This is a genomic window from Dokdonia donghaensis DSW-1 (genome assembly GCF_001653755.1).
GTDB classification, from domain to species: domain Bacteria; phylum Bacteroidota; class Bacteroidia; order Flavobacteriales; family Flavobacteriaceae; genus Dokdonia; species Dokdonia donghaensis.
Genome location: NZ_CP015125.1, coordinates 1,099,500 through 1,120,251 on the forward strand (window position 1 = coordinate 1,099,500; position 20,752 = coordinate 1,120,251).

The 20,752-nt window shown below is 38.5% G+C and carries 22 protein-coding genes and 2 tRNA genes; 7 read left to right on the forward strand and 17 right to left on the reverse strand.

Features of this window, described 5'->3' with window-relative positions; genetic code table 11:
* The first annotated feature begins 160 nt into the window (after positions 1-160).
* From I597_RS04770 to I597_RS04785, 4 genes are read left to right on the forward strand one after another with little or no spacing between them, the layout of a single operon-like run.
* Entirely contained in the window at positions 161-1,297 is a 1,137-nt protein-coding gene (locus tag I597_RS04770) for an Mrp/NBP35 family ATP-binding protein (RefSeq protein WP_035327016.1), read from the forward strand.
* 2 nt (positions 1,298-1,299) lie between these two features.
* Entirely contained in the window at positions 1,300-1,542 is a 243-nt protein-coding gene (locus tag I597_RS04775) for a NifU family protein (RefSeq protein WP_035327017.1), read from the forward strand.
* A gap of 33 nt (positions 1,543-1,575) precedes the next feature.
* Positions 1,576-2,628, forward strand: a complete 1,053-nt coding sequence (locus tag I597_RS04780) for an NAD(P)/FAD-dependent oxidoreductase (RefSeq protein WP_035327019.1) — start codon at positions 1,576-1,578, stop codon at positions 2,626-2,628.
* A 28-nt stretch (positions 2,629-2,656) separates the two neighbouring features.
* The gene (locus I597_RS04785; RefSeq protein ID WP_035327021.1) at positions 2,657-2,989 is read left to right on the forward strand and encodes a 2Fe-2S iron-sulfur cluster-binding family protein; all 333 of its coding nucleotides are present in this window, start codon (positions 2,657-2,659) and stop codon (positions 2,987-2,989) included.
* Positions 2,990-3,013: 24 nt separating this feature from the next.
* On the opposite strand, the gene I597_RS04790 is transcribed toward I597_RS04785, so the two are convergent.
* Together I597_RS04790 and I597_RS04795 are read right to left on the reverse strand one after the other, a co-directional pair.
* Positions 3,014-3,907: a metallophosphoesterase family protein gene (locus I597_RS04790; RefSeq protein ID WP_035327023.1), complete on the reverse strand. Its 894-nt coding sequence runs from the start codon at positions 3,905-3,907 to the stop codon at positions 3,014-3,016.
* A 117-nt stretch (positions 3,908-4,024) separates the two neighbouring features.
* Positions 4,025-4,099, reverse strand: a tRNA-Pro gene (locus I597_RS04795).
* Positions 4,100-4,239: 140 nt separating this feature from the next.
* On the opposite strand from I597_RS04795, the gene I597_RS04800 reads away from it, so the two are divergent.
* The gene (locus I597_RS04800; protein WP_035327025.1) at positions 4,240-4,686 is read left to right on the forward strand and encodes a hypothetical protein; all 447 of its coding nucleotides are present in this window, start codon (positions 4,240-4,242) and stop codon (positions 4,684-4,686) included.
* A gap of 70 nt (positions 4,687-4,756) precedes the next feature.
* Positions 4,757-4,831 (forward strand) — tRNA-Pro (locus I597_RS04805).
* A 127-nt stretch (positions 4,832-4,958) separates the two neighbouring features.
* Here the strand turns inward: I597_RS04805 and I597_RS04810 are convergent.
* The 15 genes from I597_RS04810 to I597_RS04880 all read right to left on the reverse strand — a co-directional run bounded on the left by I597_RS04810 (position 4,959) and on the right by I597_RS04880 (position 18,624).
* Positions 4,959-5,903: a DUF3078 domain-containing protein gene (locus I597_RS04810; RefSeq protein WP_035327027.1), complete on the reverse strand. Its 945-nt coding sequence runs from the start codon at positions 5,901-5,903 to the stop codon at positions 4,959-4,961.
* 153 nt (positions 5,904-6,056) lie between these two features.
* The gene (locus tag I597_RS04815; protein WP_035327030.1) at positions 6,057-7,013 is read right to left on the reverse strand and encodes a DUF3078 domain-containing protein; all 957 of its coding nucleotides are present in this window, start codon (positions 7,011-7,013) and stop codon (positions 6,057-6,059) included.
* Between the two features lie 65 nt (positions 7,014-7,078).
* Positions 7,079-7,588, reverse strand: coding sequence for a DUF2480 family protein (locus tag I597_RS04820; protein WP_035327032.1), 510 nt, complete (start codon positions 7,586-7,588; stop codon positions 7,079-7,081).
* Positions 7,589-7,598: 10 nt separating this feature from the next.
* Positions 7,599-7,916: a DUF59 domain-containing protein gene (locus I597_RS04825; protein WP_035327034.1), complete on the reverse strand. Its 318-nt coding sequence runs from the start codon at positions 7,914-7,916 to the stop codon at positions 7,599-7,601.
* Positions 7,917-7,994: 78 nt separating this feature from the next.
* Complete coding sequence (locus I597_RS04830; RefSeq protein ID WP_035327036.1) at positions 7,995-8,420, reverse strand: SufE family protein; 426 nt, start codon at positions 8,418-8,420, stop codon at positions 7,995-7,997.
* Between the two features lie 68 nt (positions 8,421-8,488).
* Positions 8,489-9,037: a GNAT family N-acetyltransferase gene (locus I597_RS04835; protein WP_035327038.1), complete on the reverse strand. Its 549-nt coding sequence runs from the start codon at positions 9,035-9,037 to the stop codon at positions 8,489-8,491.
* On the reverse strand, positions 9,021-9,440 hold the full coding sequence (locus I597_RS04840) for an META domain-containing protein (protein WP_081965003.1): 420 nt from the start codon (positions 9,438-9,440) through the stop codon (positions 9,021-9,023). The genes I597_RS04835 and I597_RS04840 overlap by 17 nt, the downstream gene beginning before the upstream one ends.
* Positions 9,441-9,449: 9 nt before the next feature.
* Positions 9,450-10,664 carry an aminotransferase class V-fold PLP-dependent enzyme gene (locus tag I597_RS04845; protein WP_035327041.1) on the reverse strand — a complete coding sequence of 405 codons (1,215 nt, stop codon included), beginning with the start codon at positions 10,662-10,664 and terminating at the stop codon, positions 9,450-9,452.
* A gap of 124 nt (positions 10,665-10,788) precedes the next feature.
* Complete coding sequence (gene sufD, locus I597_RS04850; RefSeq protein ID WP_035327042.1) at positions 10,789-12,102, reverse strand: Fe-S cluster assembly protein SufD; 1,314 nt, start codon at positions 12,100-12,102, stop codon at positions 10,789-10,791.
* A 58-nt stretch (positions 12,103-12,160) separates the two neighbouring features.
* A complete protein-coding gene (gene sufC, locus I597_RS04855; RefSeq protein WP_035327044.1) occupies positions 12,161-12,913 on the reverse strand; it encodes a Fe-S cluster assembly ATPase SufC in 753 nt (250 codons plus the stop codon).
* 23 nt (positions 12,914-12,936) lie between these two features.
* Positions 12,937-13,356, reverse strand: coding sequence for a hypothetical protein (locus I597_RS04860; protein WP_052111912.1), 420 nt, complete (start codon positions 13,354-13,356; stop codon positions 12,937-12,939).
* A gap of 2 nt (positions 13,357-13,358) precedes the next feature.
* Positions 13,359-14,243 carry an N-acyl homoserine lactonase family protein gene (locus I597_RS04865; protein WP_035327046.1) on the reverse strand — a complete coding sequence of 295 codons (885 nt, stop codon included), beginning with the start codon at positions 14,241-14,243 and terminating at the stop codon, positions 13,359-13,361.
* A 29-nt stretch (positions 14,244-14,272) separates the two neighbouring features.
* Positions 14,273-15,718 (reverse strand): Fe-S cluster assembly protein SufB, encoded by a 1,446-nt coding sequence (gene sufB, locus I597_RS04870; protein ID WP_035327048.1) that lies wholly within the window; start codon positions 15,716-15,718, stop codon positions 14,273-14,275.
* Positions 15,719-15,773: 55 nt separating this feature from the next.
* Positions 15,774-16,103, reverse strand: coding sequence for a HesB/IscA family protein (locus tag I597_RS04875; protein WP_035327050.1), 330 nt, complete (start codon positions 16,101-16,103; stop codon positions 15,774-15,776).
* Positions 16,104-16,242: 139 nt separating this feature from the next.
* Positions 16,243-18,624, reverse strand: coding sequence for a poly(ethylene terephthalate) hydrolase family protein (locus I597_RS04880; RefSeq protein WP_052111914.1), 2,382 nt, complete (start codon positions 18,622-18,624; stop codon positions 16,243-16,245).
* A gap of 118 nt (positions 18,625-18,742) precedes the next feature.
* On the opposite strand from I597_RS04880, the gene I597_RS04885 reads away from it, so the two are divergent.
* Entirely contained in the window at positions 18,743-20,749 is a 2,007-nt protein-coding gene (locus I597_RS04885) for a TonB-dependent receptor family protein (RefSeq protein WP_035327052.1), read from the forward strand.
* The last annotated feature ends 3 nt before the right edge of the window (positions 20,750-20,752 follow it).

A 20,752-nucleotide genomic window follows, 5' to 3' on the forward strand; every position in this document is an offset into this window, starting at 1 on the left:
TATAAAGCTTAAATTATTCTAAGAAAAGATCGTGTCGTTTTCTTATTGAAATTGTCAAATATTTTGAAAATTGAAGTATTGGTATTTACCCCTTTGCAGTTGTATCTTTGCATTTAGAATTAGTCTAATTAAAGGCTGATTTTGAATTGCTTATTAAAAGATGAAATTACAAAAGAAAGATATTCTCGAGGCTTTAAAAACTATTACTGCTCCAGGTGCTGGAGAAAATATGGTAGATAGTGGCGCAGTTACTAATGTGCTAACATTTGGCGATGAGGTAATTGTAGATATCACTATAAACAACCCAACACTACAAGCTCGTAAAAAAGCAGAGGTTGATATTATGAAAACCATACACGATAAGGTTTTTGAAAAAGCACAGGTAAAGGTTAATGTAAAAGTTACCGCTCCGCCTAAAGAAGAAACAGTTGAGATTAAAGGTAAAGCGATACCTGGTATAAAAAACATCGTTGCTGTAGCCTCTGGTAAAGGAGGAGTAGGTAAATCTACCGTAACGTCTAACATAGCAGTGACACTCGCAAAAATGGGCTTCAAGGTAGGTATACTTGATGCAGATATTTACGGGCCATCTGTGCCTATTATGTTTGACGTGGCAAATGAGAGACCACTCTCTGTAAATGTAGACGGAAAGTCTAAAATGAAACCTATAGAAAGCTACGGCGTAAAAGTACTCTCAATAGGATTTTTTACAAAGCCAGATCAAGCAGTTATATGGAGAGGACCTATGGCAGCAAAGGCACTTAACCAGATGATTTTTGACGCAGCCTGGGGTGAATTAGACTTCTTACTGCTAGATCTACCTCCAGGTACGGGAGATATACACCTAAGCATAATGCAATCTTTACCTATTACGGGTGCTGTAGTGGTGAGCACACCACAAAATGTTGCACTTGCAGATGCAAAGAAGGGTGTAGCAATGTTTAAACAAGAAAGTATAAATGTTCCTGTTTTAGGTATTGTAGAAAATATGGCTTACTTCACACCAGAAGAGTTGCCAGATAATAAATATTACATCTTTGGTAAAGAAGGGGCAAAAAACCTCGCCGAAGATTTAGGTGTACGTTTACTAGGTGAGATTCCATTAGTACAAAGTATACGTGAGGCAGGAGATGTAGGACGTCCAGCGGCATTACAGGCTAACACGCCTACTATGGAAGCTTTTGATAACTTGACAAAAAATGTTGTTGAGGAGACTGTACGTCGTAATACAGACTTACCAGCTACCGAAGCAATTAAGATTACCACAATGGCAGGATGTTCTGCCGTAAAGAATTAAGTATGAGCACAGCAGAGTTAACACAAAAAGTAGAGGATGCCCTTGAGGAGATCCGTCCTTTTTTACAGAGTGATGGAGGTGATATAAGCCTTCTCGGGATAGATGATGATAGGGTGGTGCGCGTTCAGCTGCAAGGCGCTTGCGTAGGTTGCTCTGTTAATCAAATGACCTTAAAGAGTGGTGTTGAGATGACCATAAAAAAACACGCTCCGCAAATTGAGCAAGTAATAAATGTTGTTGCGTAGTACGCTTTCGCGAAAGCGTAAATAGATAAGTAAATGATTAAAACAGATATTCTTATAATAGGTGCGGGGCCTACAGGTCTTTTTACCGTTTTTGAAGCAGGATTATTAAAGTTAAAGTGCCATCTTATAGATGCCCTACCACAACCGGGAGGACAGTGTGCAGAGATATATCCAAAAAAACCTATCTATGACATTCCAGCTTTTCCAGAAGTACTTGCTGGTGATCTTGTAGACAACTTGATGAAACAAATCAAGCCTTTCCAACCTGGATTTACACTTGGAGAACGTGCACAAACTATAGATAAACAAGAAGACGGTAGCTTCATAGTAACGACTAATAAAGGAACAAAACACCACGCGCCTGTGGTTGCAATTGCAGGAGGTTTAGGGAGTTTTGAGCCTCGTAAACCACCTATTTCAAATATAGCTAGCTACGAGGACAAAGGAGTAGAGTACATCATACGCGATCCAGAGTTATACCGTGATAAGAATGTGGTTATTGCTGGTGGAGGTGATAGTGCTCTTGACTGGAGTATCTTCCTTGCAGATGTGGCGAGTGAAGTGACGCTTGTACACCGTCGCAACGAGTTTAGAGGTGCGCTAGATAGCGTAGAAAAAGTACAAGACCTCAAAAATCAAGGTAAAATAAAACTTATTACACCAGCAGAAGTTGTTGAGGTGATAGGTGAGGGAGCAGTAAGTGGTGTTTCTATAAAACAAGGAGCAGAGGTGTTTAATAAAGATTGTGATCACTTTATACCGTTATTTGGACTAGCGCCTAAACTGGGGCCTATTGCAGACTGGGGCCTTGAGATAGAAAAAAATGCCATCAAGGTAGATAACACGCTCGATTACCAAACTAACATACCTGGTATTTATGCCATAGGAGATGTGAATACATACCCAGGTAAGCTTAAACTTATACTCTGTGGTTTTCACGAAGCTACGCTTATGTGCCAGAGTGCCTACCAGCGCATATTTCCAGATAAACGTTACGTAATGAAGTACACCACTGTAGGTGGTGTAACAGGTTTTGATGGTACTAAAAAGGAAGCGCCAAAAGCGGTTGTAAAAGCAATTGAGTAAGCTTTTGAGTAAGAAGTAAATACTAGCAATGTCAGTAGATATTAAGATAACTATAATAGACCGCGAGGGAGTTTCTCACGCGATAGACGCTCCCACAGATATGAATATGAATCTTATGGAGATTGTACGTTCATATGAGCTTGCTCCAGAAGGAACAATAGGGGTATGTGGTGGTATGGCTATGTGTGCTTCTTGCCAGTGTTATGTAGAGAGTGATCACGAGCTCCCAGAAATGAGTGATGATGAAGACGCAATGCTCGCCGAAGCTTTTTATGTAGAAGATAATAGTAGACTAGGGTGCCAGCTTCATATCTCACCAGAGATGGAAGGTTTACAGGTACGTCTTGCGCCAGAATCTTAAAATAGTAGCGCTTTTTATTTGCTTTTATGCCTGATAGGCGTGTAGTGCGGTAGGACCTTCTAGTAGCTCCCTTACTACTTGTAAAGTACCACTCTCTGAGGTCGCTATGTGCCACTTAATAAGTGATATTGCACCATTCTCAATTTCTAAACCGGTAATACTTCTAGGGTGTACACAGCTCCCGTCGTTAAAAAATGCAATGTCGCCAGGCTCAGGAAAACGTGGTCTATGCGTATGACCTACAATGGTGAGAAGGTTATTATTTTCTATGATCCATTTTTTTATACGGCGCTCTACTTTAATAAGTTCCTTATAATTTTTTGCCGGACTTGTGGGGTCAGAAATACCAAAGATTTGTAATGGCTTCCAAAGCACACGCACCAGAAATCTATTAAAGCGCCAGCCGTGATAATTCATCCAGTCTGCTTGATGCCCGTGACATAAAAACAACTCTTGGTGAATTTCTTTATGTTGTAATACAATGGCCTCGTGATATTCAAGATCCTTAAACAGCACCTCTTCACGACCGTCTTTAGGGTCAAAATACGTGCTTAGATGCTTTTTTACGTAATTTTTATCCCTGTATACCATATCGTGATTACCCCATATTAAATGAAGCCTATTTTCAAAATGGAACTTTTGTAGAAGGCGATATACATTTTTATGAGCCCTTAAAATACTTTCAAAAGAGGTGTTCTCCCACAGTTCATCTCCATCACCTAGTTCACAATAGGTAAACCCCTCATTATAGTAATGCTTAAGTGCGTGGTAATAAATGTTTTCATTACGGGCAAAGTCATCTGCAAAGCTTTTGTCACCACGATGACAGTCAGAAAAGAATACAAGCTTATCTTCATTAGAGAATGAAATTCTTCTCGCTTGTTTGTAAGCTCTATCTAGACGTTGTTTTGTTTTCACAGTTTAAATATCATAAAAAAGACTGAGATAGTGGGGGTGGTTATTATTACGCTTTCGCGAAAGCGTATATACACATCTCACAATACAAAAAAACCACTAAAAAAATAGTGGTTTGCGTCGGGTAGAGAGGATTCGAACCTCCGATCTCTGGTCCCCCAGACCAGCACTTTAACCGGACTAAGCTACTACCCGTTTATGTTGAGATAAATATAATAAAGCTATTTATCTTTTTAAATGACTTCTACTTCAAAAATTCTTGAAAGTAAAAGCTTAGAAAAAAAATCGTATCTTAAAGTGATGTAAATCAATTGTATAAATTAAATCCCGTAATTATGAAGACGTTTGTATTAGTATGTTTGTATGTGATGGGTGCTACACTCTTAACGAGTGATGGATTGATAAATGACAAAAGTGACTTAACTCTAGAAGGAGTATGGGAACTTGAGAACCAGCAGATGTATGAGAATGGTATGATCTCTGAGACCCTACCTAACCAAAACGGGTACAGGCAGGTCAAGATGTATAGTAAAGGTCGTGTGATGTGGACCCGTAATGACCCTAGTGATGCAAATGAATGGTTTGGGTATGGGACCTACAAGGTAAAAGATGGCATCTTAGAAGAACGGCTTGAGTACGCTTCTGGACCTATGATGAAAATTGTAGATACAACTCAGGTATTTAGGTTTGAATTATTACTAGGAGCAAATACCTATCAACAGCGGCAAATGGATGATGAGGGCAATCCTACAGAAGGTGAGAGTTACAAAAGATTAGAATAACTGTAATTATATGTGATAAAGTTTGTGGTTATCTATTAGAGTTTAGTATATTTGCACCCCGATAAACGCTCGGGGTATAGCGTAGCCCGGTTATCGCGCCTCGTTTGGGACGAGGAGGTCGCAAGTTCGAATCTTGCTACCCCGACAAAAACCAGCCTTTTAAGGCTGGTTTTTTTATTTTAAGATGTTATGCAAATTTTATCTTGGAGTTAAGACATAAAAAAAGCGAGTCCATTGGACTCGCTTTAAATCTTTAATAAAGGTGGTGTTCTCTAGAATGCGTATGTAAGACCTAATAGGTAGTACGATTGTATTTGAGAATCTATGTTATCAAAAGTTGGCGCTTCTCCTACAGGTAGTACTTGAGAGTCAAATAGTCCTTGTTGGAATGCAAGATTTTCTTGTTTGTTTCCTCTAAGACCAAACTCAAATCCTACACCTATCTGGTTGAATAATTTGTAGTTGAAAGAGTTAATCCAAGTGAAGTTAGAAAGGTCTGAAGATTTGTAGCTCGCAAAGGCAGATAAGTTAGACTTAAAAGCTATTTTTCCAATCTGACGTGTGTAATCTGCAACGATTTTTGCACCTAAAGAAGATTCAAATACGGCATCATTATCAGAAAATACAAAGTTGTAGTTAAGTGGGTGTACAACTACTACAAGGTTTGTAATAGGAGTCCAAGTGGCACCTACACCTAGATCAAGGTATCCAGGATCATTAAAGTTGTTTAAAATAGTTGTTCTGTACTCTCCTAGAGCAGATACAGCTAATTTTTCTGATAGTTTGTAACCGTAAAGTGATGAGATGTTAAAAACATCTGTAGCTTCTCTAAAGCTATCGTCATCTGTAGCGTCATCTTCATCATCAAATTTTACCCAGCCTAAGTTTACATTAAGGCTATTTCTCCAGAAATATTTTTCATCCATTTTGTTAGCAAACACATTTCCAGTTATACCAATGTTGCCAGATGATACGTTAGGTGTTCCTTGAGAATACCAATCGCTAAATTTCGAAAAATTACCTCCTATAGTTCCAAAAGCACCATACTTCCATCCCGGTAGGGCATCTATCTGAGCTTGTAGAGCATCAACTTCTCCTTGTAGTTTTGCAATTTCTGCTTTTTTAGGTGATTGTTGTGCTTTAAGCTCTTCTTCTGTTTGTGCTTGTAAGCTGATTGCGAGGAACATAGCAGCTCCTAATACAATGAGTCTTTTCATAATAATTAATAGTTAAGTTTTGTATTACAAATATATAACTATTAAAAAATCATAGCGAATTTTAGAAATTTTTACAGATACTATTCCTTTAATCGATTAAATGTGAGTTTTATCGTGCTAGATAAAGGGTTTTGCTTAAATATTTGAATGTATTTAAGATTTCCATTCAAGAAAGGCATATTTGAGACCTACGCCTAGTACCTCTCTTACTTGTAGACCACTTATGGCATTCTCATCATATATGAGTTGTACGGCAAGATTTGTGATTATATATTTATTTACCTGCATAGCTACATTAAGTGTGTAGTCTATATCTACATTTTTTGTGTTCTCAAGGTAGTCTGCATAAAGATTAAGTGTGTTTTCAAAAACTATATTTTCAAAAAATTCTTCTTTATGATAAGCACTCACAGATGCCCCAAGCTCAAAACGAACATTTTCATTTGCTTCTACTCCAAAAAATGGTTCATAAGCTTCAATAGCGGCAGGATCATTTTCATTTACGGTAGTAAATCTAGAGTTTACAAATATAAATCGAGCCGTAGCGGGAGCTAGGTTTACTTTAAAATCATTACTCTTTTTCCATAAAAAACCAGGCCCTAGTTGTAAGTAGGCAGGAGAGAAGGTGGTGGTGATTAATTTTCTGTCTTGTACCGTTTCTGTAACCTCACCAGCATCATTAAGTACCTGCCTGTCAAAAAACTCATAACCAGGTGCCATTTGCGTTCTAAAATTAAATAGTCCCGAGTAATACCATTTAGAGTTTTCAATACGGCTACCTACTAAGCTATTAAGTTCTAGCCTGTCTGTAGTTTTTCTAACATATACTTGATCTTTTGTAGCGGCAAGTCCGAGTATCGCGGTAAGCTTTGAATCCCACGTTAGTTTATTTCGCTTGTAATTGAGGTCCCAGTTAACATTAAAGTTTCCAGCTACATTTGAAGTTCCTCCGCCTTGCCAGTCATTGTTAAATGCACTCTGACTAAATAGCAATTCCATAAGACCTTTACTTTTCCAGCCATCTGGAAGTGAGTCTTTCTTTTTGTCACTTTTCTGACCAAGTGCTATGGTACTGCATAAAAATAAAAAGAGTAGGAGTGTGCGTTGCATTAGTAAAACTTCTTAGGGATTAAGCAGTCTAATATACGGAGCCTATCTGTATTTTTCAACAAGGGCTATTTTGCCTTCTTATATAAAGGCACAGAAGAGCAGGCCTCGCCAAACATTAAACTACGGGCAACCGGCTGTAGTTTTTGTATGAGCAGTAAATATGCGTTTTCTGGAACGGGTTTGTTTGAGCAACCCTTTATAATGACAGGTGCGTTTTTATACTGCGTTACATCTAAGCTTTGTATAGCTTCTGTGTATAAAATGGTCTCTAGCATCACTAGGTTTCCTGTAATAACTTTTTTTGCAACAGCTTGTAGATGGGTAGCAACAAGCATAGAGGCCCAAGCTGGCACAATAGCATCTGTACTGCAGTGTAGCGCTACAAAAGCATTTATATACTGACTCCAGTCGTGCTCTTTTATACTTTTTCTAAACTCAGTCTCGCGTAAAATAAAACCTTGATCTAGCCATTGAGAAATATCCACAAGCTGTCTATGACCTGGGAGGTATAAATCTTCCAGATCAAAGGTTACTAGTTTGCTATTTGCAACTCTGTTTATAATTTCTTCGGCCATTGTGGGGTGATTAGAGCATTCCTAATTCTAACTTTGCCTCCTCACTCATTAGGTCTTGAGTCCAAGGTGGGTCAAAGGTAATCTCAACCTCACAGTCTTTTACATCCTTAAGTGACTTTACCTTTTCTTCAACCTCTAGTGGTAACGTTTCTGCAACGGGGCAGTTAGGAGTGGTAAGTGTCATAAGGATTTTTGTATCCATATCCTCATTTACAAATACATCGTAAATAAGCCCAAGTTCATAAATATCTACTGGGATTTCTGGATCGTATATTGTTTTTAGTACGCGTACTATTTTGTCGCCTAGCTCTTCTGTGTTAATTTCCATATGCTTTATATAATCTGCTTGCGCAGGGTTGTTTTTAATGTGTTTTGTTGCGCTTTCGCGAAAGCGTGATACATCCTCTTAATTAAGCTGTGTCTGGTATGCTACGGCATACAGTTTTATTTGTTTTATCATACTTACAAGTCCATTTGCACGGGTAGGAGAGAGGTGTTCTTTAAGGCCTATCTCATCTATAAACGCAGTATCTGCATCTATAATTGCTTGTGGTGACTGGTTAGAAAATGCACGTATGAGAATGGCTATTATACCTTTTGTTATAATAGCATCACTATCTGCGGTGAAGGTCACTTTACCATCTTCCATACTGGCGTGTACCCATACCTTGCTCTGGCATCCTTTTATAATGTAATCATCTGTTTTAAATGTTTCATCTATAAGTGGTAGTGATTTGCCTAGATCAATCATATATTCATAACGCTGCATCCAGTCTTCAAACATAGAAAACTCATCTACTATCTCGTCTTGTATTTCTTGTATGCTAGCCATAATTATGATATCTATATATGTTGTATTCTATTATTACTTTACAAAGATAATGCCCAGAAGATTAACTGTCATTTTGGCGAGGGGAGCATTTTGTGCATATACCACATTTTGCGATGTTCATCTTTGAGTAAGTCAAAAGGCAATAGCTGAAACTCGGTTTTTATATACCCTGCTTTCTTATAAAACAGTTGAGCTTGGGTATGTGTATGCATTGCATCAAGCCATATAATTTTATAGTCTAACCTTCTAGCGAGCTGCTCTCCATATTGCATTATATCACGACCTATCCCTTTACCTTGCACAGATGGGTGGAGGTATAATCTATGTAGTTTTAAGCCTTTAAGTGGCGATAGAGGTGTGTATGTTTGATTGTAGATATATTTAAAAATACCTATTATGTCACTCTTATAATATATAAAGTGATAATGGCTGTCTGGCGTCGCAAGATCTTTTGCGAGACTCTCTGAGCTATAGATATGATTTATATACCAGGAGCAGTCATCCTTCCAAAAATGGCCATACGCAGAAGGATATATCTCCTGCATTAACTCAAATAACCGCTTTTGATCATCAAGCGTTATAGGTTGTAGACTTAGATGACTATTTATCGTTATCAACAAGAGAGTTTTTAGAAATTCCTTCTATGAGCGCTTCACTATCTCGATAAAGCGTAATCGTATCACCACTTTTTAGAAAAGAGGTTACCTCGCTTAGATTATCATAATATAATTGCTCAATTTCGTCGTGCGGGCAAGCTCTCTTTGTGCTGGCTATATATGAAAACTGGAGTATGGTTCCTTTATTTGCAAAGTCTGTCATATAGTTATTGCAACCTGTAGTCCCATTTATTGATCGTTTTTTATTATCTATAGTGAGTGATATCTCATTTTCTGAGACATCTTCGCCAGCGATGGTTGTGATGATAAAATCACCATCAAAGGTCATAACGGTTTGTGATAATTGAGCCTGACTAGTAAATGCCCCGGCTATGCACAATAATAAAGGAAGTAGTAATTTCATATTCTTATTTTAAGATAACATCGCAACTGCGCGTTTTACTCCATCTATAAATGTATCAATCTCTTCTTTTGTGTTGTAAAAAGAAAATGAGGCACGTACTGTACCTGGTATTTTATAAAAATCCATAATGGGTTGAGCACAATGGTGCCCTGTGCGCACTGCTATCCCTAATTTATCAAGTATGGTGCCAATGTCATAGGGGTGAATCTCACCTACATTAAAAGAAACTACCGCAGTTTTATGTGCAGATGTGCCATAAATTTTAAGCCCTTCAATCTCGAGGAGCTGCTTTGTGGCATATTGTAAAAGCTCATCTTCATAAGCTGCAATATTATCAAAACCTAGCCCATTCATATAATCTAGGCCCACACCTGTAGCAATACCACCACAAATATTAGGTGTTCCTGCTTCAAATTTATGTGGTAGACCTGCGTAGGTTGTTTTTTCAAAACTCACCTGGTCTATCATCTCACCACCACCTTGATAAGGAGGGAGTTTAGTAAGCCATTCTTCTTTACCATATAACACGCCTACGCCCGTAGGGCCACATATTTTGTGAGCAGAACATACGTAAAAGTCGGCATCTAGGGCTTGTACATCTGGTTTTATGTGTGGTGTTGCTTGTGCACCATCTATTAGTACCGCTGCACCTACTTTGTGAGTCTCGGTAATGATTTCTTCTATAGGGTTTATGGTTCCTAATGCGTTTGACACGTGATTTACAAAGACCAGTTTGAGCTGTGGTGATAACGCTTTCGCGAAAGCGTCCATATCCAGTTCTCCACTTTCTGTTTGTGGTATAACTTTAAGTATTGCGCCCGTCTTCTCACAAAGCATTTGCCACGGTACAATATTACTATGATGCTCTAGCGCCGAAACAAGTACCTCTTCGCCCTTCTTTAAAATACTTGCAAAGCCATTTGCTACTAGATTTATGGCGTGCGTTGTACCTGCCGTGAGTATGATCTCATAAGGCTGTGCTGCGTTAAAATGCTTCTGGATTTTTATACGCGCTTCCTCATAAGCATCTGTGGCTTCTTGCGAGAGCGAGTGTACCCCGCGGTGTATGTTTGCATTATAGTTAGCATAGTAATCTACAATGGCGTCTATAACAACCTGTGGTGTTTGTGAGGTTGCTGCATTATCAAAATAAATAAGCGGTTTTCCATTTACTTCTCTTTTGAGAATAGGAAAGTCTTCACGTATTTTTTTTATGTCTAGCATAGCATTTTTCTTTGTTACAAAGATACAAACTGGAGGTGTTTTAATTACTTACAGCTGCTTATCTCTGGGTATAAAAAAAGCCGCTACGATAGGTAACGGCTTTTGTAATTATTTGAAATCAATCTTATTGATCAAAACCGATGTTTACACCTATTTTCTTTGCAATAAGTTTTGTAATTCTTGTTTTAAGCTGCGGAATCTTTACACTAGATAGTACTGTGTTTGCAAAGGCATACATAAGTAATGCGCGCCCTTCTTTTTCTCCTATACCACGTGATTGTAAGTAAAACAATGCACTTTCATCTAGTTGTCCAATAGTACAACCGTGAGAACAACGTACATCATCTGCAAAGATCTCAAGCTGAGGCTTTGAATTTATGGTAGCCGTATCATCTAGTAAGATGTTGTTATTAGACTGATATGCATTAGTCTTTTGAGCTTCTTTCTCTACAACAACTTTTCCGTTAAAGACACCTGTAGATTTTTCGGCAAAGATGCCTTTGTAATCTTGGTGACTTTCACAGTTAGGAGTGATGTGGTGAACTAGCGTGTTGTGATCTACGTGTTGTTTTCCTTCTATAATCGTAACACCTTTAAGGATAGAATCCATATACTCACCCTTCTGGTAAAAGTTAAGGTTGTTACGAGTGATATTGCCACCTAGAGAGAACGTATGTACAGATACGATACTTTCTTTATGTTGTTCAATTTCTGTAGTATCTATAAGAGAAGCATCAAGCTTATCATTTTGAATCTTATAGTAATCTACGAGGGCTCTTTTATCTGCAAAAATTTCTGTAACGACGTTTGTTAAGACTTTCTTGTCAGAGAGACTTTGGTGACGCTCTATAATTTGTACTTCAGAGTTTTCTTCGGCTACAATGAGGTTACGTGGTTGTAACATCATAGCATCATTTGCTCCAGTAGAGAAGTGTACTATCTGTATAGGCTTTTGAGCTACTTTTCCTTTTGGAATGTAGATATATGCACCATCTTTTGCATAAGCCGTGTTCAATGCATCCATTGACTCGCCTTTTGCAATTTTATTAAAGTACACATCTATTACTTGCTTGTACTTAGGTTTTGTAAGCGCAGCACCCATTGTACACACATCTATACCATCGTGTGTAGTTTCAGAGAGGTATGAACTGTAAACACCATCTACAAAAACAATTTTATAGGTGTCTACATCATTTAAGAAATACTGTTTTACATCTTTAAAATCAAGAGCAGCTTCTTTACTAGGGAAGATGTTGTAGTCTTCTTTAAGAATGCTGTTAAGTGAGGTGTATTTCCAGTTTTCTAACTTCTTGGTAGGAAACCCTTCTGCCTCAAAAGTTTTGATAGCTTCATTGCGTATCCCGTAGATAGGCGAGTCTGCATCTATACTTTCTTGTAAGACGATGTGGTTACTTACTAATTTATCTTTTAAACTCATATTGTTCTGTTGTAAGATCTGTTTGTGTGATGTTAAATCACTACTGCAACAGGTCTAGTTATGCACCTACTTCTTCTTTGAGCCAGTCGTACCCTTTTTCTTCTAGTTCTAGAGCAAGTTCTTTTCCTCCAGAACGTACAATCTTACCGTTCATAAGTACGTGTACAAAATCTGGCACGATGTAGTCAAGAAGTCTCTGGTAGTGAGTGATTACAAGTACTGCATTATCTTCACTCTTAAGCTTGTTAACGCCATTTGCAACAATGCGAAGTGCGTCAATGTCAAGTCCAGAATCTGTTTCGTCTAGAATAGCAAGCTTAGGCTCAAGCATTGCCATCTGGAAAATCTCATTACGTTTCTTTTCTCCTCCAGAGAAACCTACGTTAAGAGATCTAGATAAGAACTTACGGTCCATCTCAAGGAGTTCTGCTTTTTCTTTAATCTTCTTAAGCATCTCGCTAGCTGGCATATCTTCTAGTCCTTTTGCTTTGCGAGTCTCGTTTATAGCAGTCTTGATGAAGTTTGTTACAGATACACCAGGTATCTCAACAGGATATTGAAAAGATAAGAAAACACCCTCGTGAGCTCTTTCTTCTGGATCCATTTCTAATAGAGACTCACCATTAAGGTCTATGTCTCCATTACTTACTTCATACTCTTCTTTTCCTGCAATAACAGAAGCGAGTGTACTTTTACCAGAACCATTAGGTCCCATAATTGCGTGCACTTCTCCGGCCTTCATCTCAAGGTTGATTCCCTTAAGAATATCTTTCTCTTCAATGCCTGCGTGCAGATTTTTTACTGATAACATAGTTCTACGTTCTAATTGTGCGATTATTTACCGCTTTCTACTTTTAAAGATCCGCCCTCTGTTTTGAGTTTGTCTCCTGCTTCTAATTTTAATGGAGCCTCACCTGTTGGTGCCTTGACTTCAAGTATTTCTTTTATCGTTACAATTTCATCCCAACCTTCTTCTCCAGCTGCTTTTGAGTGTAACTCTCCTTTTATGATTACTGGCACCATATCAAACTCATCACGTTGTAATGGTTTTATAATAGTTGCCAGCTCGTGCATTTTTTCATCTAGTGTTACGCCATAAATAAAAGTATCTCCTTTAAGTACAGCAGCATCTGCTAGATAAATAAATTCTCCCTCTAGTGTTTCAAATTCGGCAGCAACTTGGTTACTTGCTGGGGTTTCCTTGCAAGAAATAAATGCTGTTATCGCTATGGCTAAGAGGAGAAATTTTTTCATTCTTAATTAAGTATTGCTGGTGTTTTTGCAAAATCTTCGGCGTCGTGCTGTATGATTACCGTTGCGTTTTGCGCTTTCGCGAAAGCTTCAAATTCCTTTATACTCTTCTCTGTTTCTGGGATGTCGTAGTTAAACTGGGGTACAACAGCGTCTTGTCTATTTTTCTCAAAGTGATATATATCACCAGATAATAGAGTAGGACCATTGTTTTTAAGTTGTAAAAACAATACTTGGTGTCCTGCAGTGTGTCCAGGCATAGATTTTATGATAACTGTACCGTCACCAAAAACATCTTTGTCTCCATCTAGCTTTTCTACATTAGTAAGCTGGTTAAAGCTAGTTGGTGCATAAAAACTATTTCCTTTAATCTCCTCACTGTTTGCAAAGTCATACTCTGTAGATTGTACAAACCACTTGGCCTTAGGAAAATGATTTGCAGCTCCCGTGTGGTCAAAATGTATGTGAGAAAAAGCAATCATATCTACATCTTCTGTTGTCATCCCAACACTCGCAAGTTGCATCTTTATAGAATCTTTACGAGAAATGGTAAAAGCACCACCTTCTGGTGTGTATGGCTCTTGACCTACTAGCATCTCAGGTAAACCTGTATCCCAAAGCAGCACTCCATCTGGATGCTTGATTACATAAAAAGCATCTGCAAGTTGCTTTGACTCTCCTTTATACGTGTCTCCTTGAGCAAAAAGATTGAGGTTATTTGCTTGTACAGTACCTCCAGAAAATTTGTAAAGAGTTACCTCTGGTGTTTTATTAGAAACAATTTCTGCTTCTTCTTGCGCATCTTTTTTGCCATCTTCATATCCCTTTTTAAATTCCTCACACGAAGTAAAAAGGCCGGCAATGATTGCTATGATAACTAGTTTTTTCATCTCTAAATTTGATTGAATATTATGATAATCTATCCTACAGATCCTTCTAGACTTATCTCAAGTAACTTCTGAGCTTCTACAGCAAACTCCATAGGGAGTTTGTTAAGCACTTCTTTTGAAAAGCCGTTTACGATAAGGGCAATTGCCTTCTCGGTATCAATACCACGCTGGTTACAGTAAAAAATCTGGTCTTCACCTATTTTACTAGTTGTTGCCTCGTGCTCTACTTGAGCAGTCTTATTTTTTGTCTCAATATATGGGAAGGTGTGGGCTCCACACTCGTTACCCATAAGTAGTGAGTCACATTGCGAGAAGTTACGCGCATTTGTAGCTCCAGAGTTAATCTTTACAAGACCTCTATAGGAGTTTTGAGATTTACCGGCAGAGATACCTTTTGAGATAATCGTACTTTTAGTATTCTTACCTAAGTGTATCATCTTTGTACCCGTATCTGCTTGCTGGTGATTATTAGTCACAGCGATAGAGTAAAATTCTCCTATTGAGTTATCACCTTTTAAGATACAAGAAGGATACTTCCACGTTACGGCAGATCCTGTCTCTACTTGTGTCCAAGAGATTTTTGCATTTTTCTCACAAAGACCACGCTTTGTTACAAAGTTGTAAACACCTCCTTTACCCTCTGCATTACCAGGGTACCAGTTTTGCACAGTACTATACTTAATCTCTGCATCATCTAGAGCGATAAGCTCTACCACTGCGGCGTGTAGTTGGTTTTCATCACGGCTAGGTGCTGTACAACCTTCTAGGTAACTTACATAACTACCTTCATCTGCCACGAGTAATGTTCTTTCAAACTGTCCAGTACCTCCTTGATTTATACGAAAGTAAGTAGAGAGCTCCATAGGACAACGCACCCCTTTAGGAATGTAACAGAAAGATCCGTCAGAAAACACAGCACTGTTAAGAGCTGCATAATAGTTGTCTTTTACAGGAACAATGGTGCCTAGGTGCTTACGCACTAGTTCTGGATGTTCCTTTATTGCCTCAGAGATACTCATAAAGATGATCCCTTTTTCGGCTAGTGTTTTCTTAAATGTAGTTGCTACAGATACAGAGTCTACTACAATATCCATCGCGACATTGTTCATTCTCTTTTGCTCATCTAAAGAGATACCTAGTTTTTTGTACATCGCCAGTAAATCTGGATCTACATCATCTAGAGTTTTATTTGGATCTACAGATTTTGGTGCAGAGTAATATGCGATAGATTGAAAATCTGGCTTTTCATAATTTACATTTGCCCAGTCTGGTTCCTCCATAGACTGCCACACTTTGTAAGCTTCAAGCCTCCAGTCTGTCATCCATTGTGGTTCTTCCTTTTTCTTAGAAATTGCACGAATGATGTCTTCATTTAATCCTACAGGAAATGTCTCAGTCTCGATGTCTGTAAAAAAACCATACTCATATTCTTTGGTTTTTAACTCTTCCCTTAAATCGTCTTCAGTATATGCCATTGTATCTTTTTCTAGCTAGGGTACGCTTTCGCGAAAGCGTACTAACATTTTTTATTTATAGTGAAAAACTTTCTCCGCAACCACAAGTACGTTGTGCGTTGGGATTGTTAAACACAAAACCTTTACCATTAAGTCCTCCGCTATACTCTAGCGTAGTACCTATGAGGTAGAGAAAACTTTTTTTGTCTACGATTAGTTTTACATCGTTGTCTTCAAAAACTTTATCATCTTCTTTATGAGCTTTGTCAAAATGAAGGTCATATGACAAGCCACTGCAACCACCACTTTTTACACCTACGCGCACATAGTCTGTGGTTACATCAAAACCGTCCTCCTGCATAAGGCTGGCGATCTTAATTTTTGCTGCTGAATCTACTTTAATCATAATGGGTACAAATAGTTTGCAAATATACGGCTTAAGTCGCGTTTTTCAAGACATCCTAACATATAACTAACAGATGGCGAGATAGGTGTTTTCTATAGTTGTGGTGTATATGGTATTTTATGCGTTGTACATAGGTCATTTATAGGGTTTTTATAAAGCCTAGGTTATCTATAATGATTACTCCTTCTGGGGTTTTGTCAAACCGAAATACTAGATGATTTATAGAGGAGATGTCAAAGTCTGGGTTCCTTTCTTGAATTTCTGCAAATGGAAACATAAAGGTTTGAAAAATGTTTTCTGAGTCGCTATCATCTGTGATAAACTGTGACTTCCATATGCGTACTTCTATTTCGCGTTGCAATGCAGAAAAATCACTAAGACAAAAGGTGACTTTTTGACCATCGCTGTTTGAAATGATGATACTAAAATCTATAGGTGCGTCTGGTATGTCGTCCTCAAGGTTTTTATCATCTGTTTCATCTTCATTTTTTATTTCTTTTTCGAGCTCGTTTTCTGTAGCATCTTCAGTTGCAGACTCAAGGTCGTCTTCATCTTCATTATCCTTCCATTTTCCGCTAGATTTAGGGTTTGTATTTTCTGTAGACTCAGCGAGGGTAAAAGTGAGTGCCATTGTGCTATCTAATGGCTCTGGCTTAAAAGTATACTCATAGGTTGCCACTAGTGAGTCTGGTATGGGATCACCTTCCTCTATATCTTTATAGTGCCAGCCTACATAAGCCGCTCGAGAACCTTTTTCTCCCCATTTAAGACTAATTTCTTGCTCTCGCCATACAGTGACATTTGCACTCTTAATTGTAGTGCTGTCTTTTGTGCCTGTGGTTACATTAAAATCTTCGTCATATGTTGCTAGCGGAGTAAAAAAGCTATCTTCATATTGACTTAAATAGATTGTTTCTGGAAGCCAGTCTGCGCCTGTTCGAGCATCTAAGAATAGCGGTTTATAGCTCATATTATCTGTAAGTGTTGTTTCTAAAAAAGCACTTATGTAAACGCGGGCAATCTCGCGTTGCTCCTCTCCAGATAGAAGCTGCTTGTTATTAAGAAAATAGGTGCTGGCATCTGAGGTGTCATTTTCTCCCCAGCTGGTGTTAAACTGGCCGTGATTTGCTCCTTGTACATACACTGCAGATTTAAAATGTGATGTGCTGTCTGAGAAGGTGATTCGCTCATATTGTTTTGATCCAGCAAAGGAAGTCACATCACCATCTTGAGAACCGTGTATGGTAAGGTAGCTCACATCTTTTAGTTCATTAGACGCATTGCCGGGTTTATACTGCCCATCTACCGGTGCAATAGCAACTATAGATTTGATATTAAAATTATAGTCTAAGGGTATGGACGCATCATCAGCGTAGTAGGGTAGGGTATTCATAAAAGCGGCGTGACCCACAGCTTCTCCACCCCTAGAGTGTCCCATAAGAGCAATACTAGTCGTGTCTATTTTTTGATAAAAAGGATGATCCTCAGTTTTGTTCCACTCGTGCCATACACGTAGGTGTTCTAATAGCATCCATCCTCTGGCATCGTTTTCCTCATCAAGTCCGCCCGTAATATCTGCCCAAGAGCCATTAAGAAAGTTTTGATCTACAGATACAGTAATAATACCTCTAGAAGCGAGTAGCTCCCCAAGATACTCATAACCTACATCTGAGAAGTCTGACATTAAGTGATTACCGTGTACAATGAGCGCGAGTGGGAATGGCCCTTCTCCTTCTGGATACCATACATATCCATTAAGCGGTAACTCTTTATCATCAAAACCCCAAAAGTGCTCCCTATACCAGCCACTCATACCTTCCCAATTATCTAAGAAAGGAACACCATTTACGGCTTTTGTAGTTAGTGTGACATCTTTGCCGAATTCTGGTCTATGTTTGTCTTTGCCACTACCGTATGTTATTTTTTTTACCGCATAATCTCCTCGTGCTGCAGGTGACGGAGCTTCTATTTTTTGTACTGCACTTTTATGCAGTGCAGCAGCATTAAGTACTGGTTTTATGTCAAAACCGCGTGGGAGTAATCCATTAATAGCACTTAGCAAACCTATGATGCCAACTAGCAGACACAGAAGTGCAATTCCTTTTTTAACCTTAGATAAGGATGAAAATACATTTGTGGTAAATAATGCAATAACTCCACCTATTAAGGAGATAATACAGAAAGCAAAAAATACATATATGCCTTCAAAGGCGAGTGCTACAAATAATAGAGGGATTGCAATGAGCAGTGCTAGCTTTAATATTTTAGGCATACGGTTGTATTTCTTTAAAATCCATAAAAAGAAATATGCGCTAAGCACTATGATTATTGCAAAGACCGCAAAGAAGAGTAAAAACCAAGGGTCTTTTGATTTTGTAACAGAAGCGATAGCTGCTATAGTAAATAAAATGGCACTTACTATGAGCAAGGCAATCGCTGCCCCTCGCGTGCTTGTTTTGCCCGGAGTTACTTTTGCGAGAGTCTTATAAAACCATTTTTTTAACTGCTTGATTTTTTTCATCTTAATTGTATGATTGGCATAAGTAAAGGTAGCTTTATTTTGATGTTCTTCTGGTAGGCAGTACTTTTCGGTAAAAATTACTCCATTGAGAAAGACATTCCGTTTAACGCTTATCAGTTTGTTAGCTTTTACAGCAATTTGTTACAGTCAGACAGCATCGATACCCGCACAAACTATTGATACTGTAGTTATACAATCTACAAGAATACAGAGTACGCTAGATAGAGTGCCTGCTGCTGTTTCTGTAATTAAAACAACACCACAAGATGCAACACGACAACAATTATCACTACAAGAATATGTACAGGGAGTCCCTGGAGTTTTTACTCAGAATGTAACAAACTTTGCCCAAGATTTGAGAGTCTCTATACGCGGTTTTGGGGCTCGATCTAGTTTTGGGATACGAGGCATAAAACTTATTGTAGACGGTATACCAGAAACTACACCAGATGGTCAAGGGCAATTAGATAACCTCACTTTAGGAATTATAGATCGTATAGAAGTTATAAAAGGGCCTAGCTCGAGTCTTTACGGAAATGCCTCTGGAGGAGTTATTGATATAAAAACAAGGTCTTATGATTCAGAAAATCTAGGTACTGAGATAAAGGTGGGCGCTGGTGCTTTCGGTTTTCAAAATTATCAAGCCACAGCAGCTATAGGAGACTCACTAGCGAGTTATATCTTTCACGGAAATTATATGCAGTCTGATGGATACAGAGATCAAAGTAGTTTTGAGCAAATTAATACTAATTTTAAAGGAAGATTTGCACTTGGAGACAGCCTTTATCTAACCACCATACTTAATTACACAGATGCACCGCAGGCAGATGACCCTGGAGGGTTAACACTAGAAGAGGTAAATACAAATAGAAGACAAGCCCGCGATCGCAACCAGCTTTTTAAAACAGGAGAAGCTATCTCACAGCTTAAAGTGGGAGCGAGTTTAGAGTGGTTAATAAATAAAAAGAGCAGCTTCACCACCTATGGGTTTTATAGCAATAGGCTTTTTGATGGGCTACTTCCTTTTGAAAATGGTGGTATAGTAGACCTCAATCGTAATTATATGGGTCAAGGAGCAGCCTATAGATATACTAAGGGTCATAACACCTTACAAGTAGGGTATGATTTTGCTTTTCAAAATGACAGGCGCCGCAGGTTTCAAAACCTTGAAGGCGAGCAAGGAGATCTTTCCCTTAGTCAAAAGGAGAAGTTTACAAACCTTGGTGTTTACCTCACAGATCACTTCAATATTAATAAATGGCTTTTTACCGCGGGAGCTAGATTTGATTACAATAAACTTTCGGCAGATGATGATTTTCTTAGTGATGGAGATGATTCTGGGAGTGTGACTTTAAATTCTTTTAATCCAAGTGTGGGTGTGAGTTACGCTTTCGCGAAAGCGTTTATACCCTTTATAAATGTGTCAACCAGTTTTGAAACTCCCTCATTATCTGAGGTGTCTACGAGTCCAGATGGTCTTTCAGGCTTTAATGAAAGTTTAGCTCCTCAAAAAGCAACAAGCATTGAGGTGGGGGTTAAGGGCGCTTTACGTAACAAGCTGCGTTATCAGATAACCACTTTTAGTATAAACACACGTGACGACCTTGTCCCTTTTGAACTAGAAGCTTTTCCAGATCGCGAGTTTTATAGAAATGCAGGTAAAACTAACAGGCTAGGTGTTGAGGTAGAGGGGCAGTATGCCTTCTCAAAAAACCTGCAAGCCACAGCATCATATACCTACTCAGATTTTACTTATGATGAGTTTACTGTGGGAGATACAGATTATGCGGGTAATGCCTTGCCTGGTATTGCAAAGCATATGTCTACTTTGGGATTATTATATGATACAGAGGCAGGTTTTAGTGCACGGGTGAGTGCAAACTTTATAGGGTCACAGTTTGCACAAGATAGTAATGAGACAGCGATAGACGGCTACAAGCTGGTAAACGTACAGCTTAGTTATCAGACACTGTTTAGAAAAATACAAATCAAGCCGTATCTTGGGATCAATAATGCACTCGATCAACAGTACACAGATAATGTGCGTATCAATGCTTTTGGCAACAGATTTTATGAGCCAGCACCTGGATTTACAATGTATGGAGGGGTGATCTTAAATTTTTAAAAA